Origin of the sequence: Tomitella cavernea (genome assembly GCF_016599145.1) — a bacterium.
Taxonomy (GTDB): Bacteria; Actinomycetota; Actinomycetes; order Mycobacteriales; family Mycobacteriaceae; genus Tomitella; species Tomitella cavernae.
The window spans coordinates 1-14293 of the sequence record NZ_JAENKO010000025.1 but is presented as its reverse complement, the minus strand read 5'-3'; the positions used below and the strand labels follow the sequence as shown (position 1 = coordinate 14293).

Below are 14293 nucleotides of genomic sequence, written 5' to 3'. Positions count from 1 at the left end.
GGCCGTGGGAGAGAGCCGTGGTGTGCGGGGTGCGGGGCATGACCACGGGAGGGGCGAGCGTGAGTTCGACGAAGGATATGACAGGCACGGCACTGGGACGGACGGCACTGGGACGGACGGCACTGGGACGGACGGCCAGAGCGATCGCGGCTCCGTCGGCGGCGCTGCTGTTGGTGACGGGGGTGTCGGCTTCGGCGGCGGTGGCCGTCGGCCTTCCGGGCGTGGCGGCCGCGGCCCCCACGTCCGGGGCCGTGCCGCAGGACCTGCAGCAGTATCTGGATCTTCCGCTGGTGAACAGGGACGCGGCGCACGGCCCGGGCGGGGTGAATCCGGCCTTGCCCTACGACGAGGCCCGGCTGGGCGCGCTGCTCGACGAGGCCCGCGCCGCAGGCGTCGCGCCCACCCGCTACGCCGCTCTGTTGTACCAGTACTGGCTGGTCGACGTGAGCAATGCCGCCGGAATCGACCTGGCGCAGTGGGATCCGCGTGCGGGGGCGGAGGCGAACCGACAGAACCTCATCGACTCGTACAAATACTACGAAAACCTGCAGTTGCAGCATCGTGAGCTGCAATGGGCGGGCATGGGCGGCCTCGTCGGCGGCGACTTCGGCGGCGGCCTGCTGGACTTCGAGCTGCTCACGGACGTCTACGAGTATCCTGGCCTGTCGCAGGCTGCCAACTCCGTGGTCTCCGAGGTGCTGCGCGCCGGCGGCGAGGAGGCCGCCGCGCAGCTCCCCGAGGGGCTCCGCGCACTCGCCGAGGTGGGCGCCACCGTCACGCCGGAGGATTTGCACTGGGTGCTCGGGATGATCCTGGTGATGCAGAAGAACATCTTCTCCGATCTGATGCCGATGCACCAGGCGTACGTCACCGAGGGGCTGCCGGCGCTCGAGGAGATGCAGCGCGCCGGGCTGTTCGGCGCGGACATCATGGGCGCCTGGCGGGACGTCGCCTCCGGCGATCCGGGTCGCATCGCCGACGGCAACGGGGTGCTGCTGCGACGCGAGCAGTACACCGTGATCGCCGACCAATGGGACCAGGTGCGAAACTACAAGGGCGCGGTCGGCGAGGCGATCACCTACGCGACCACGATCGCCGCGACACCGTCGGTGGCGGGGGTCGTGCCGCCGCGCGAGTTCCACCCCATCGAGATCACTCGGCCGTTGCCGGACGGGCGCACCGCCACAATCACCACGCCGCTGCCCGACTGGAACTGGTCGGTGTTCGATGAGCGCTGGGAGTACATCAACGCCCAGCTGCTGCCCAAGTACAAGGCGATGGTCGAGGACGACTGGCCGGCCCTCGCCGCGCAGCTGAGCCGGCCGTACGCCGAGCAGCTGCGGCGCGGACGCCCCCTTCAGCACATCCCCGAGCTGCTCGCCTCCGCGGCCGCGGCGACGAAAGTGACGGTCTCATGACGGTATCCGGAACGATCGCACGGAACCGCCGTGGCGGTGCGGGCGCGGGAGCCGGGCGTGCGCGCCGATGGCTGGCGGTGGCGGGCAGCGGGCTGGTTCTGTCCGGGAGCGCGGCGCTCGGTGGCGCCGCGCTGGGCTCCGGGGTCGCCGCAGCCGACCCTCCGGTACGCACCCCGGGCCTCGACGAGGTCTTCACGCCGTACGTGCAGAGCACCTTTGCCGACGGGCGCCTGGCCACGCCCGGCGAGGTGATCGACGGCCTGCGCGCCGACGACCCGTTCTACGAAGAGCCGCCGCTGGACGGAGAGGTGGCGCCGGGCACGCTGCTCAAATCGAAGCCGGTCCAGGTGATGTTCGGGGGCGTGCGCCCGGCGCATCTGGACGCGCACAAGGTCATGTACGTGACCCGCGGCGTGCAGGGGCAGCAGGTGATCAGTACCGGAATCCTCATGATTCCGCGCCCGCCCGGGTCGGGAGACCCCGAGGCGCTGATCGGCTACCAGGAGGCCAATGACAGCGTCGGTCCCGGCTGCCATCCGAGTACGCAGTGGACCGGCGGAGACCAGCTGGACCCGGCCGCTTATTCGGCCCTCGGCCCGCTGGCGCTCATGTTCGACCGCGGCATGGCGGTGATGATCAGCGACGTGGGCAACGACGCCGACCAGGACCCGCACGGGGTCTTCGCAGGACAGTTCAGCGGGCGCGCCAACTTGGACGGCCTGCGGGCGGCGCTGCAGGTGCCCGGCACGGGGTTGGCCGACGACGTCCCCATCGGTCTGTTCGGCATCGCCGGCGGCGGCGTCGGCGCGGCGATGGCGGCCGAACTACAGCCGACCTACGCCCCGGAGCTCAATGTGCGTTCCGCAGTGCTTGAAGGCATGGTGGTCGACCAGCGCAACTTCATGCGCGTCGCCGACGGCTCGGTGGGCTCGGGATTCGCGTTCGCCAATCTGCTGGGGCTCGAGCCCTGGTACCCGGGGATGAAGATCGACGAGAAGCTCACACCGGTGGGCCGGCAGATCGCCGACTTCTACCGCACCCAGTGCCAGATCTCCTACTTCTCCATGCCGTTCGTGCCGCTGCACCTGCTGTTCGAGTCCGGCATGAACCCCGCAGACATCCCCGACTTCCAGCACGCCTACGACGACAACGTCCTCGGCCGTTCGGCGCCGGAGGCGAAGGTACTCATCACCTCGTGCGGCGCCGACGATTCGCCGATGTCGCTGGTGCCGGCAAAGGATTCCCGCGAGCTCGCCGAAAAGTACCGGGCCGGTGGGACCGACGTGACATACGCCCCCAGCGACTGCTCGATGGCCGAGTTGCTCAGCGACCCCTACGGCTGGGGCACGGACCTTTTCGGGATGCAGACGATCGACTGGTTGGCGAGGACGGTGGAGTAGCCGATTCAGCGAGCTGAACCTCGCCGCATCCATTACGGTCGGAAGCGTGGAGGACGACGTGCAGACCGGTGACAACACCTCGGACGGAAGCGGTTCCGCGCAGACTACGCGCTGGGACGTGATCGTCGTCGGCGGCGGCTTCGCGGGCGTCGCCACGGCGCAGCAACTCGGTCAGGCGGGCGTGGACGTGCTGCTGATCGACGCCAACGACTACCACCAATTCCAGCCGCTGCTCTACCAAGTGGCCACGTCCCAGATCGGTATCACCGAGGTGGCGCGCCCGTTGCGGTCGATGTTCCGGCGCCAGGAGACCGTGCGCGTGGCCATCTCGGAGGTCACCCGCATCGACGCCGCCGCGCGCACCGTGACCCTCGACGACGGCTCCGTGTGCACCGGACGGGTGCTGGTGGTCGCGACGGGGGCCCAGGCGAACTTCTTCGGTATCACCGGCGCCGCCGAATACTCGTACCCGCTGTACTCGCTCGACGACGCGGTGCGGCTTGCCGGGGCCATGCTCACCGCGCTCGACGAGGCCGACAGGCTCTCCGCGCCGCGCGATCCCATCGACCTGGTGGTGGTCGGCGGCGGCGCGACGGGGGTCGAGTTCGCCGGCGCCGTGGCGGAGAGTCTCGCATCCGCGGTCGCGGCGGTGTTCCCGGGCGACCTGGCCGCGCGTACCACCGTGCACCTTGTCGACATGGTGCCCACCGTCCTGGGCCCGTTCTCCGAGAAATCGCAGAAGTACGCTCGCGGCGTGCTGGAGAGCGCGGGCGTCCGGCTGCACCTGGGCAAGGGGGTCACCGAGGTGCACGGCGACGGCGTCACCCTCGAAGACGGCACCCGCGTGCCCGCGCGGATGGTCGTGTGGGCCGGCGGACTCAAGGGGCGTGACGTGCTCGCCGACTCCGGCCTGCCGCTGGGCCGGGGCGGCCGCGTAGACGTGGCCCCCGACCTCACCGTCGCCGAGCTGGACGGCGTGTACGCGCTGGGCGACTCCGCGAACATCACCGACGGGAAGGGCCGCGCATTGCCGCAGCTCGGGTCGGTGGCGCAGCAGTCGGGCAAGTGGGCCGCGCGGAACATCCTGGCCGACTTGTCCGGCCGCCCGCGCACACCGTTCGCCTACCGCGACAAGGGCATCATGGCGATGATCGGCCGTGGCGCCGCGGTGGCCGAGGTGGGGCCGCGCCGCTGGCAGATCAAGGGGCCCCTCGCATTCATCGCTTGGCTCGGCGTGCACGCGGCGCTGTTGTCCGGTGTGTGGCAGCGGGTGGGGGCCGCCGCGTCGTGGAGCGTCGGATACTTCACCAAGTACCGTCCGCAGGCGATGATCGCGCACGTGGCGCAGGACCTGCGGCAGGGGAGGCCGCCGGGCTGAGCGGGGGCCCAGCGGCCGGCCCGCCGGTCAGACCCCTACAGTCCGGGCCGCTTTCCTATGGTGAGGGTCACCTCGCCGCTGTGTGCGAAGAAGTCGTTGCCCTTGTCGTCGACCACGATGAACGCGGGGAAGTTCTCCACGTCGATCTTCCAGACCGCCTCCATGCCGAGCTCCGGATACTCGAGCACCTCGACCTTCTTGATGCAGTCCTGCGCCAGGCGCGCCGCCGGGCCGCCGATGGAACCCAGGTAGAAGCCGCCGTGCTGCTCGCAGGCGTCGGTGACCTGCTTGGACCGGTTGCCCTTGGCGAGCATCACCATCGAGCCGCCGGCGCCCTGGAACGATCCGACGTACGAATCCATGCGGCCCGCGGTGGTGGGGCCGAAGGAGCCGGACGCCATCCCGTCGGGCGTCTTTGCCGGGCCCGCGTAATAGACGGGGTGGTTCTTGAGGTATTCGGGCATCTGCTCGCCGGCGTCCAGGCGCTCCTGGATCTTGGCGTGCGCGATGTCGCGGGCCACCACCAGCGGCCCGGTGAGTGACAGCCGGGTGCTGACCTTGTGCTTGCTCAGCTCGGCGAGTATCTCCGGCATCGGGCGCGTCAGGTCGATCTGGACAGCGGCGTTCTTGCCGGTGCTGGCGACGCCGTCGGTGTCGGCGTCGAGCTGCTCGTCGGTCACCTCCGGCAGGAACCGGCCCGGGTCGGTGACGAGCTTTTCGAGGAACACGCCTTCCCGGGTGATCTTGGCCTTGGCCTGTCGGTCGGCCGAGCACGACACCGCGATGGCCACCGGCAGCGACGCGCCGTGCCGTGGAAGGCGCACCACGCGCACGTCGTGGCAGAAGTACTTGCCGCCGAACTGGGCGCCGATGCCGATCTTCTGCGTGAGCTCGAAGACGTCCTTCTCCAGCTCGGTATCACGGAATCCCCGCCCCGTGATGGCCCCCTCGGTGGGCATTTCGTCGAGGTAGTGGGCCGACGCGTACTTGGCGGTCTTGAGCGCGAACTCGGCCGAGGTGCCGCCGATGACGATCGCCAGGTGGTACGGGGGGCACGCAGCCGTGCCGATGGAGCGGATCTTCTCCTCGAGGAACTGCATCATCTTGTCCGGATTGAGGATCGCCTTGGTCTGCTGGTACAGAAACGATTTGTTGGCGCTGCCGCCGCCCTTGGCCATGAACAGGAACTTGTAGGAGTCCTCGTGGCCGACGGCGGTGTCCGCATACAGTTCGATCTGTGCGGGCAGGTTGGAGCCGGTGTTCTTCTCCTCCCACATCGTCAGCGGGGCGTTCTGCGAATACCGCAGGTTGAGCCTGGTGTAGGCGTCGAACACCCCGCGGGAGATGTGGCGCTCGTCGTCGCCCTCGGTGAGCACGTGCTGGCCGCGCTTGCCCATGACGATCGCGGTGCCGGTGTCCTGGCACATCGGCAGCACCCCGGCAGCGGCGATGTTGGCGTTCTTGAGCAGGTCCAGCGCCACGAACTTGTCGTTGTTCGACGCCTCGGGGTCGTCGAGGATCTTCGTCAGCTGAGCGAGGTGGTCGGCGCGCAAGTAATGGGAGATGTCGTGCAGCGCGGTTTCGGTGAGCAGACGCAGGGCCTCGGGGCTGACGGTGAGGAAGGTGCGGCCGTCGGGACCGGTGGCCGCCCCGACCCCTTCCTTGGTCAGCAGCCGGTACTCGGTGCGGTCCTCACCGGTCGGCAGCAGGTCCTCGTAACGGAAATCGGCCATTATCACTCCAGGTCCGAAGAATTCTATGGTTTCGCCTCCAGGTTAACGACCGCCGATCCGGAGCCCGCCTGCGGGAACCCGTGATGTGCCGCACGGCCCGTTCCAGGCCGCGGCGGGGTCGTGAAGCCGCCGCTATCCTGGAACAGGTGACAGCGATGGACACGGGTGCGCCGGGCCCTGCAGGACCCGGCGAGGAAGGGCTCCTCATCCCGGTACGGCGCGGCGCGATGGAACCCGCCCCCCACGCGCCGTCGGACGCGGCCCCGTCGATGATTGGCGGCGTGCGGGCCATCCGCGCATGGGTGGACGTGGCCATCGTCGTCGTGGTGCTGGTGTCCACCAACCTGGTCGCGCACTTCACCACCGTGTGGGCGTCGATCGCCGCGGTGCCGGTGGCGGCGATCGTCCTGTTGGGGATGATGCGCGCGCGGGGCATGGCGTGGTCCGAGCTCGGGCTTTCCCCGCGGCACTGGAAGCGCAGCACCGTCTACGCGCTCGCCAGCGTCGTCGCGGTCGCCACCGTGGTCGTCGTCGGGGCCGTACTGCCGGCGACCCGCGAGTTCTTCATGGTGGACCGCTACGCCACCGTGTCGGGCGCACTTATCGCGGCGATGGTGGTGATCCCGCTGCAGACGGCCATTCCGGAGGAACTCGCCTTCCGCGGAGTCCTGCACGGCACGCTCAGCAGGGCCTCCGGTGTCCGTGGCGTGTTCGTCGTCGGATCGATGCTGTTCGGTCTGTGGCATGTGGCCTCGTCGCTGGGGCTCACCGCGGGAAAGGAGGGCTTGTCCGCGATCTTCGGGTCCGGGGTGCTCGGGCAGATCGCCGGTATCGCGGGAGCCGTGGTGGCCACCGCGCTGGCGGGCGCACTGTTCACGTGGCTGCGTCGCCGCAGCGGCAGCCTGTTGGCGCCGATCGCGCTGCACTGGTCGCTCAACGGGGCCGGTGCGCTCGCGGCCGCGCTGGCGTGGCATCTGGTGGCCTGAATCGTCGCGTGGCCTGACGCGCCGCCGGTGCCGGATCTTCAGGCGTGGTCAGCTCCCGGCCCACTGCTGCCGGCTGCAGCCCGGCGCCTGCGGAACGCCGTCGAGCCGGTCGGACAGGTATTGCACCACCATCGGGAAGGAGGTGAACCCGCCCGAGAGATGCTCGCCGGGGACCGGCGCGTAGATGACGTCGGCACCCTGGTCGCACCACTCGTGGAAAAGATCGATCACCCCGGACTCGGGTATCCACTCGTCGCCGAGGAACACCGAGCTCGAGGCCTGGAAGAGTAGCACCGGCGCCGCGGGCGGCATCCCGCCGAGCCTGTTCTCGGCCATCACGGCGCGCACGTCGGGGGAGTCCAGCACGCCCGGGTAGGTGAACGTCTCGATCCTCTGCATCGCGATGCCGGACGCCATGAGCGCCTTGGCGCACAGGTCCTTGGCGGGGGAGCGCGCCATCGTCTGGCCGAAGTCGTTGAGGCTGGTCAGCAGCCGCGGGTATTCGCGGGCCAGGCCGAAGGACGCGGCGATGAACAGTCCGCTGCCCAGGGCGCCGTCCATCGTGGCGGGCAGCAGCGCGAAATCGGCGGGCACACCGCCGATGGCGGCGCCGGCGAAGTCCACTTCGGGTGCGTAGACGGGCTGTAGCTGGGCGGCCCACCCGGCGGCGATGGCGCCACCGCTGTATCCGGTGAGGGCCAGGCGGGAGTCCTCGTCGATGCCGGTGCGCGGGAGCGCGGGGAGCCGCCGCATCGCACGGACGGAGTCGAGGACGATGTGCCCGGCGAGTATGCCTGCGGCGTAGGCCATGCGCGGACCCTCGTGGTCGGGGACGAGCACGGCGTATCCGCGGTTGAGGATCGTCGCGGTGAACGGGGGGATCTCGATCTCGAACGGTTTGTGCACCAGGGCGTAACTCGGCGTGCAGGTGGCGCCCAGGCTGTCGATGGCGGCGGCGTTCACGACGACGGGGCGTGGGCCGGTGCCGCGCCAGGGGCGGTCCGGCACGAGGAGGCTGGCTGTGGCCGCGATCGGCTCGCCGTGCGAGTTGTTGGAGCGGAACATGAACTGGTGCAGACGGTTGCCGGGCAGGCCTATCTGCACCGTTCCGGCGCGGCGGTGCCGGATGAGCTCCCCGTCGTCACGCGCGGCCAGTCGTTCGGGGTCGTCCGGGTAGGCGAAGAACGGGTCGTCCCGGATGGGCGTGGGCATCACCGCGGCGGTCCACGGCGGCGGGCTGTCACCGGGCTGTGCTCCGGTGGAGGCGAACCCCGCCTCGGCGGAGCCGGACCCGGCCTGCGCCGCGACGGACCCCGCAACGCCCGGCGGCCCGGCGGCGGCGGGGGACGCCGTGGCCGTGAGTGCGAACAGGAGGACGGCGGCGCAGGTTACGGCAAACCGGGATCCGCATCGAACCGGACGCATGACCCGATGATGCGCCGCCGCGTCACCGGACGTGCGGAGGCGCGCCGCGACGGTCGTCAGGCGGACGTGACGACGATCCGCCCCCGCGCGCCCCTCTCCGCATCGCTCATCACATGGTCGACGAAGCTGTAGGTGCCGGGTTCGGTGAACGTCATCTCGACGAAGCCGCCCTGCGCCGGGCTCAGGTCGAGCACCTGCGCGCCGCCGTGCAGCGAGTTGTCCGGACGCAGAAGGTACGCGCCCTCCTTATAGACGGTGTCGAACTGCGTGCCCACGACGTGGAAGGCGGACGGCAGGTTGGGGCCGGCGTCGACCACCCAGATGCGGATGCGGTCGCCCACCTTCGCATGGAGAGGGCGGGCCACGTACTGATCGGCGAAGCCGTTGAACACCACGAGGTCGGGGGTCTTGGCCGCGACCTTGGTATGGTCGACCTTCCCGCCCTCGGGCCCCAAGTACACCTCGGACTGTTCGAAGAGGTACTCGGCGTCGACCGGGGCGAGCCCCGGTGGGTCGATGATGACCGCACCGAACATGCCCGCGGCGATGTGGTCGGACATGGGCGCGGTCGAGCAGTGGTACAGCCACGCCCCGGTGTTCTCGGCGGTGAATCGGTAGACCAGCGACTCGCCCGGGTTGATGGTGCGCATGGTGGCGTCGGGCGAGACCATGCCCGCATGGAAGTCGATGGAATGCCCCATCGTGCCATGGTTTACCAAGGTGATCTCGAACGTGTCGCCCAACCGGCCGCGCAACGTCGGTCCGCCGACGGTCCCGTTGTACGTCCACAGCATCTGCGAGATGCTGGGGGCGACCCCTCCCCGCTGCTCCGTGATGTCGAAGGTGTACCGGTGCACAGTGCCGGGCGGTGCGGGAGCCACCACGGGGTCCGCGGCGCGGAAGTCGCCGGGCAGCGGCGTGTGCAGTGACCGGGCGGCATCGTCCGGGGTGAGCGGATCGCCCGCGGCGTCCCGGTGGCCCATGGCGGAGTGGTCGGTGTTGCCGGCCTTCCCGGTACTCGCATTCTCGGTGCCAACGCCGCCGATGGGCGTGATGGTGAGCGTCATGCCCTGCTGCCGGTGGCCCACGATCGAACACCAGCCGTCGACGGTGCGGCCCACCACGCCCACGTCGACCGTGGCCGTCTCACCGGGGTTGAGCCGCCCTGACGAGGCGTCGGTGTCCAGCACCAGGTCGTGCACCATGTCGTCGGTGTTCGTCGCGGTGATCACCAGTCGGTCGCCGGCCGGGACAGCGATGTCCGACGGGGTGAAGCGCATGTCCGCGGCGGTCACCTCCACCCGGGTGGTGTTGCCCGTCGCGGTGATCCCCTGGTCGGGCGACGCGGTCTGCCCGGGGCCGGAGACCGCGGCGCCCACCGCCACCACCAGACCCAGAGAGGCCAGCGCGGCGGTGATCTGCGTGCCGCTGCCGTGTTGCGCCATGGGACCCGCCGGCATGGGCGCCGTGGGCCGGCCGCCCGCGGCGATCGCCCACCGCGCGGCCATGGCGCGCCGCGCGCTGACGATCATGATGGGCAGGAATGCCACGAACGCGGCCATGACGAGCGCGGAAAGCGCCACTCGCGCCCAGCTGGGCAGGGGCAGCAGCCACAGCAGCAGCCCGCCGTTGATGACGACGATCCGCCACACGGCCCAGCGGTTCATCGCCTGCACGCCGATGTCGGTGACGGTGCCGCCGGAGCCCATGAGGCTCGGCAGCAGCCGGCTCATCACGCCGAGCAGGAGCTGCGCTGCGAACCCCGCGACCAAGGGGATCGTCAGCGGGGCCAGCCTGGCCGGGGCCAAGGGGCCGGTTGCGATGATCACGGCCAGCGCGATGAGCGAGCCGCCGAGCCAGAGCAGCGCTGCGGACACGGACAATGCGTCGTACCAGGGCCGCAGCCGGACGCCGGGGGTGCGGAACGCACGCACCACCGTGGGCGCGGCGACCGCCGCCCAGCCGAGAAGGTAGAGCACCGTGCCGGCGGCAGCGAGCGGTGCGATCCCGGCCAGCGCCCCGGCGACGATCGCGGCCAGGCCGCACAGCAGCGCCGCGAGCGTGGGGAGCGTGCGGCGGAGTGTCCCGCCGGAGGTGGCGTCGTCGTCGATCCCCAGCATCCGCGGATAGACGACGAGGAGCGTCCCTGCCGCAGCGAGGCCCAGGAAACCGAGCAAGTTCGTCGCCTCGTGGGCGAGGATCAACCGGACGTGCCACACGTCGGACAGGCCGGACGCGAGGGCGGCGCCGAATCCCGCGCCCACCGGGAGGAGCAGCGCCGAGCAGATGTAGAACCAGACGCCGTCGGCGTGCCAGGCGGTGCCGCCGGCGCGTGCCGCGCACAGCTGCCGGAGCAGCCCGACGGCGTGCCAGGCGACGACCACGCCGACGAGGACGGAGCCGGCCAGGGCGACGGGCCAGATCCCGCCTGCCACCCCCACGATGGTGACCATGATCGCGGCGTTGAGCGTGTAGATGCGGGCGAGCTGCAATCGGCGGGTGCGCGGGGAGACCTCGCCGCGCAGGAAGCGCTCGGTGAAGTGCTGCGACCACACCAGGATGGAGTTGGTGACGGCGCCGAGGGTGAACATGTGCACGAGCAGCCAGCGGGACTCGGGGAGGAACCGGTGCAGGACGCCCGCGAGGACAAGCAGGACCAGCCACACGCGCACCGGCATGCCGGCGCGCTGATGCCAACTGCGCGGGCGCCGGGGGCGACCCGGCTGCGCATCGGTGGTGCTCACGCGGGAATCGTAAGCCGCGAAACAATTTCACGCATCATTGACCGCGATATGAGACGGACGTCATGGTTCTCTCGTACGCGGAACGTGCGTGCGCGGGTCAGGACCGCTCCTGCGTCGTCAGGTCACGCGCTTTCGGGCGCGGTCCGCGTGGCGCGCGCCCGGGACGCGCGCGGCACGCACGCTGTCAGGGCCGTGGACACGAGCGCGGCGGCCAGGCAGACGGCGGCGGCGGTCGTGAAGCCGGCGGCCGTGGGCGCCACGAGCTCCTGCGTACCGCCGGCGGAGTCGCCCACGGCCACTGTCACCGTCATGGTCGCCAGGACGGCGCTGATGACTGCGGAGGACGACGAGGTGCCGATCGAACGCATCAGCGCGTTGAGCCCGTTGGCGGCGGCTGTCTCGCCGACGGGCACGGCGGCGATGATGAGCGCGGGCATGGCGGCGTAGGCGATGCCGATCCCGCCGTTGACGACGATGCTGGCGATGAGGATCTGCACGGCCCCGAAGGGCGCGGCGAGCACTACGATGTAGCCCGCGGCGATGACGATGGTGCCGCTCATGAGCGTGACACGGGGGCCGTAGCGGTTGCTGATCCGCGCCGACAACGGCGAGCAGAAGAACATCACGATACCGCTGGGCGCGATGAGCAGCGCCGTCTGCGTCATCGTCAGGCCCAGCCCGTAGCCGGTCTCCTCGGGCGCCATGAGCAGTTGCGGAGGTATCAGGGCCATCCCGAACATGGCGAAACCCACTGCGACGGAGGCGAGGTTGGTGAACAGCACCTGGGGGCGGGCGCTCACGCGCAGGTCTACGAGCGGGGCCCGCACCCGGAGCTGGTGTACCGACCACAGCGCGAAGACCGCGGCGGCGGCGCCGAAAGCGCCGAGTGTGCGGGCCGACGACCAGCCCCACACAGCGCCCTCGGTGATGGCGAGAAGGAATGCGGCCAGGCCCGCCGCCAGCCCGAGCGCGCCGACCGCGTCCAACCGCCCGCCGCTGCGCACCGGTGATTCGGGGACCAAGCGCAGTACCGCCACCAGGGCCCCCGCCGCGAGCACGCCGGTGGCGGCGAAGACCACGTGCCAGTCGGCGCGCTCGGCCACGATGGCGGCGGCGGGCATGCCGATCGCCCCGCCGATACCGATCGTCGCGCTCATCATCGCGATGCCGCCGCCCACCCGCTCCTCGGGCAGCTCGTCACGCATGATGCTGATGCCGAGGGCGATCACGCCCATCGACACCCCCTGCAACCCGCGGCCGATGGTCACGGGGATCAGCGACGAGGTCAACGCGCACAACACCGAGCCGGCGACCAACGAGATGAGGCACAGGGCCAGTACCCGGCGCTTGCCGTACATGTCGCCCAGGCGTCCGGCGATGGGGGTCATGATGGCGCCGACGAGGAGCGTGGCGGTGACCGCCCAGGAGGCGTCGGCGGGGCCCGCGTCCAGCAGCTCCGGCAGCCGCGGCACGAGCGGGATGATGATGGTCTGCACCAGCGAGGCGAGGATGCCCGTCGTGCACAGAACCGTCACCACCACTGCGGGGCGGCGCTGAGGGGGCATACGGGGGGTCTCGTTCCGTGGTCGACGGCGTCCTGCGCGCATTGGCGCGGCCCGCCCCGGCGGTGCCGGGGCGGGCCGCGTCGTCCGCAGTCTAGGGAACTTTCAGGCGGCGGCGAGCCCCTGATCCCGCCGACTGCGACCGCGTGCGATGCGGCGCACGATCCCGCGCCGGGAGCCCTTGAGCGCCGAGGCCAGGCCGCGCCGGCGGCCGGTGGCAGGGTCGATGAGCGACGTGGTGCTGCCGTCGAACCGGTACTCGGAGTTGGTCTCCGGCGCCGCGTCCGCGGTGTCGCGCAGGTACTTGTTCGGCAGCGACAACTTGGCGATGGTGCGCCAGGACTGGCCGTACTGCACCAGCAGGGGGCCGTTGGTGTAGGGCAGGTCGTACTTGTCTGCCAGTTCTCGGACGCGTACCGCAATCTCGGCGTAGCGGTTGCTGGGCAGGTCGGGGAACAGGTGATGCTCGATCTGGTAGCTCAGGTTGCCGGTCATGAAATCCATGGCGCGGCCGCCGGAGATGTTGGCGCTGCCGAGCATCTGGCGCAGGTACCACTCGGCGCGGGTCTCTGTGTCGACGTCGCGCTTGGTGAACTTCTCGGCCCCGTCGGGGAAGTGGCCGCAGAAGATCACCGCATTGGTCCAGACGTTGCGGGTCGCGTTGGCGGTGAGGTTGGCGGTGAGGGTGCTCTTCCACCGGCGGCCGGACAAGGCGGGGAACAGGACGTAGTCCTTGAGGATCTGCTTGCCGATCTTGCGCAGCGCGGGCGTGAGCTGGGCGCGGAACCGTTCCTTGGGCACGCGGCCCTTGGCCACCTTGCCCAGCTCGAGGGCCTGGATGGCCACGCCGTACTCGAACAGCAACTGCAGGATCGCGTTGTAGGCGACGTTGCCCGCGTAGAACGGCGACCACCGCTGGTCGCGGGTCACGCGCAGCAAGCCGTAGCCGATGTCGTCGTCGATGCCGAGTACGTTGGTGTACTTGTGGTGGATGTGGTTGTGCGTGTACTTCCAGTTCTCGGAGGTGCCGACGATGTCCCACTCCCATGTGGAGGAATGGATCTCCGGGTCGTTCATCCAGTCCCACTGGCCGTGCATGACGTTGTGGCCGATCTCCATGTTCTCGATGATCTTGGCCGTGCCGAGGATGGCGGTGCCCGCCAGCCAGCCGGCCTTGCGGTCGCTGCCCAGGGCCAGGGTCAGCCGGCCGGCGAAATCGAGCGCGCGCTGGGCCCGGATCGTGGTGCGGATGTAGCGCGCATCGCTCTCGCCGCGGGACTCCTCCACGTCACGACGGATCGCGTCGAACTCGCGCCCCAGCGCTTCGACGTCTTCGTCGGTGAGGTGTGCGTACTCGACTACGTCGGTGATTGCCATACGGCTACGTTACCGTAAGTTACGGCTCCGTAGGTAGGGGTTTGCGGCGGAGATCTATGTCACATTGCGGCTCGCGGCGTGGGTCATTCGCACGCGACGCCGTCCCTATCGCCGTCGAGGCCGGGCCGGTAGCCGGGGTCCCCGGCATGCACGGGCGCGGCCCCCGCCTCCCGTGCCTGGGCGCAGTTGCGGAAGTGCACCCCGGCCCCGTCCGCCGGTGCCGGCGGGTTCCCGCCCGCGGCGGGCGCGGTGCCGGCGGCGTCGGCGGGC

At 70.4% G+C, this 14293-nt stretch carries 10 protein-coding genes; 4 read left to right on the top strand and 6 right to left on the bottom strand.

Annotated features, from left to right (window positions below):
* The first annotated feature begins 59 nt into the window (after positions 1–59).
* The 3 genes from JJ683_RS10115 to JJ683_RS10105 are packed head-to-tail and all read left to right on the top strand — an operon-like array spanning position 60 to position 4196.
* On the top strand, positions 60–1418 hold the full coding sequence (locus JJ683_RS10115) for a hypothetical protein (RefSeq protein WP_307810830.1): 1359 nt from the start codon (positions 60–62) through the stop codon (positions 1416–1418).
* Positions 1415–2818 carry a lipase family protein gene (locus JJ683_RS10110; protein WP_200173743.1) on the top strand — a complete coding sequence of 468 codons (1404 nt, stop codon included), beginning with the start codon at positions 1415–1417 and terminating at the stop codon, positions 2816–2818. Before JJ683_RS10115 ends, JJ683_RS10110 begins: the two co-directional genes overlap by 4 nt.
* A 46-nt stretch (positions 2819–2864) precedes the next feature.
* Positions 2865–4196: an NAD(P)/FAD-dependent oxidoreductase gene (locus JJ683_RS10105; protein WP_200173741.1), complete on the top strand. Its 1332-nt coding sequence runs from the start codon at positions 2865–2867 to the stop codon at positions 4194–4196.
* Between the two features lie 35 nt (positions 4197–4231).
* Here JJ683_RS10105 and JJ683_RS10100 read toward each other — a convergent pair whose 3' ends face one another.
* Positions 4232–5929, bottom strand: coding sequence for a fumarate hydratase (locus JJ683_RS10100; RefSeq protein ID WP_200173738.1), 1698 nt, complete (start codon positions 5927–5929; stop codon positions 4232–4234).
* A gap of 269 nt (positions 5930–6198) precedes the next feature.
* On the opposite strand from JJ683_RS10100, the gene JJ683_RS10095 reads away from it, so the two are divergent.
* Entirely contained in the window at positions 6199–6915 is a 717-nt protein-coding gene (locus JJ683_RS10095; RefSeq protein WP_242474596.1) for a CPBP family intramembrane glutamic endopeptidase, read from the top strand.
* Positions 6916–6963: 48 nt separating this feature from the next.
* Here the strand turns inward: JJ683_RS10095 and JJ683_RS10090 are convergent, their stop codons facing one another.
* From JJ683_RS10090 to JJ683_RS10070, 5 genes are all read right to left on the bottom strand, one after another.
* The gene (locus JJ683_RS10090; protein ID WP_200173736.1) at positions 6964–8340 is read right to left on the bottom strand and encodes a lipase family protein; all 1377 of its coding nucleotides are present in this window, start codon (positions 8338–8340) and stop codon (positions 6964–6966) included.
* A 56-nt stretch (positions 8341–8396) separates the two neighbouring features.
* Positions 8397–11084, bottom strand: coding sequence for a multicopper oxidase domain-containing protein (locus JJ683_RS10085; protein WP_307810829.1), 2688 nt, complete (start codon positions 11082–11084; stop codon positions 8397–8399).
* A 122-nt stretch (positions 11085–11206) separates the two neighbouring features.
* Entirely contained in the window at positions 11207–12649 is a 1443-nt protein-coding gene (locus JJ683_RS10080) for an MFS transporter (RefSeq protein WP_200173734.1), read from the bottom strand.
* Positions 12650–12751: 102 nt separating this feature from the next.
* A complete protein-coding gene (locus tag JJ683_RS10075; RefSeq protein ID WP_200173732.1) occupies positions 12752–14023 on the bottom strand; it encodes a fatty acid desaturase family protein in 1272 nt (423 codons plus the stop codon).
* Between the two features lie 83 nt (positions 14024–14106).
* Positions 14107–14293: excalibur calcium-binding domain-containing protein (locus JJ683_RS10070; protein ID WP_200173730.1), on the bottom strand; the 187-nt coding region annotated here is incomplete at its 5' end.

Coding starts and splice junctions, on each gene's coding strand:
- JJ683_RS10110 (WP_200173743.1), top strand. CDS start 1,415: ATGACGGTATCCGGAACGATCGCACGGAACCGCCGTGGCGGTGCGGGC.
- JJ683_RS10100 (WP_200173738.1), bottom strand. CDS start 5,929: ATGGCCGATTTCCGTTACGAGGACCTGCTGCCGACCGGTGAGGACCGC.
- JJ683_RS10095 (WP_242474596.1), top strand. CDS start 6,199: ATGATTGGCGGCGTGCGGGCCATCCGCGCATGGGTGGACGTGGCCATC.
- JJ683_RS10090 (WP_200173736.1), bottom strand. CDS start 8,340: ATGCGTCCGGTTCGATGCGGATCCCGGTTTGCCGTAACCTGCGCCGCC.
- JJ683_RS10080 (WP_200173734.1), bottom strand. CDS start 12,649: ATGCCCCCTCAGCGCCGCCCCGCAGTGGTGGTGACGGTTCTGTGCACG.
- JJ683_RS10075 (WP_200173732.1), bottom strand. CDS start 14,023: ATGGCAATCACCGACGTAGTCGAGTACGCACACCTCACCGACGAAGAC.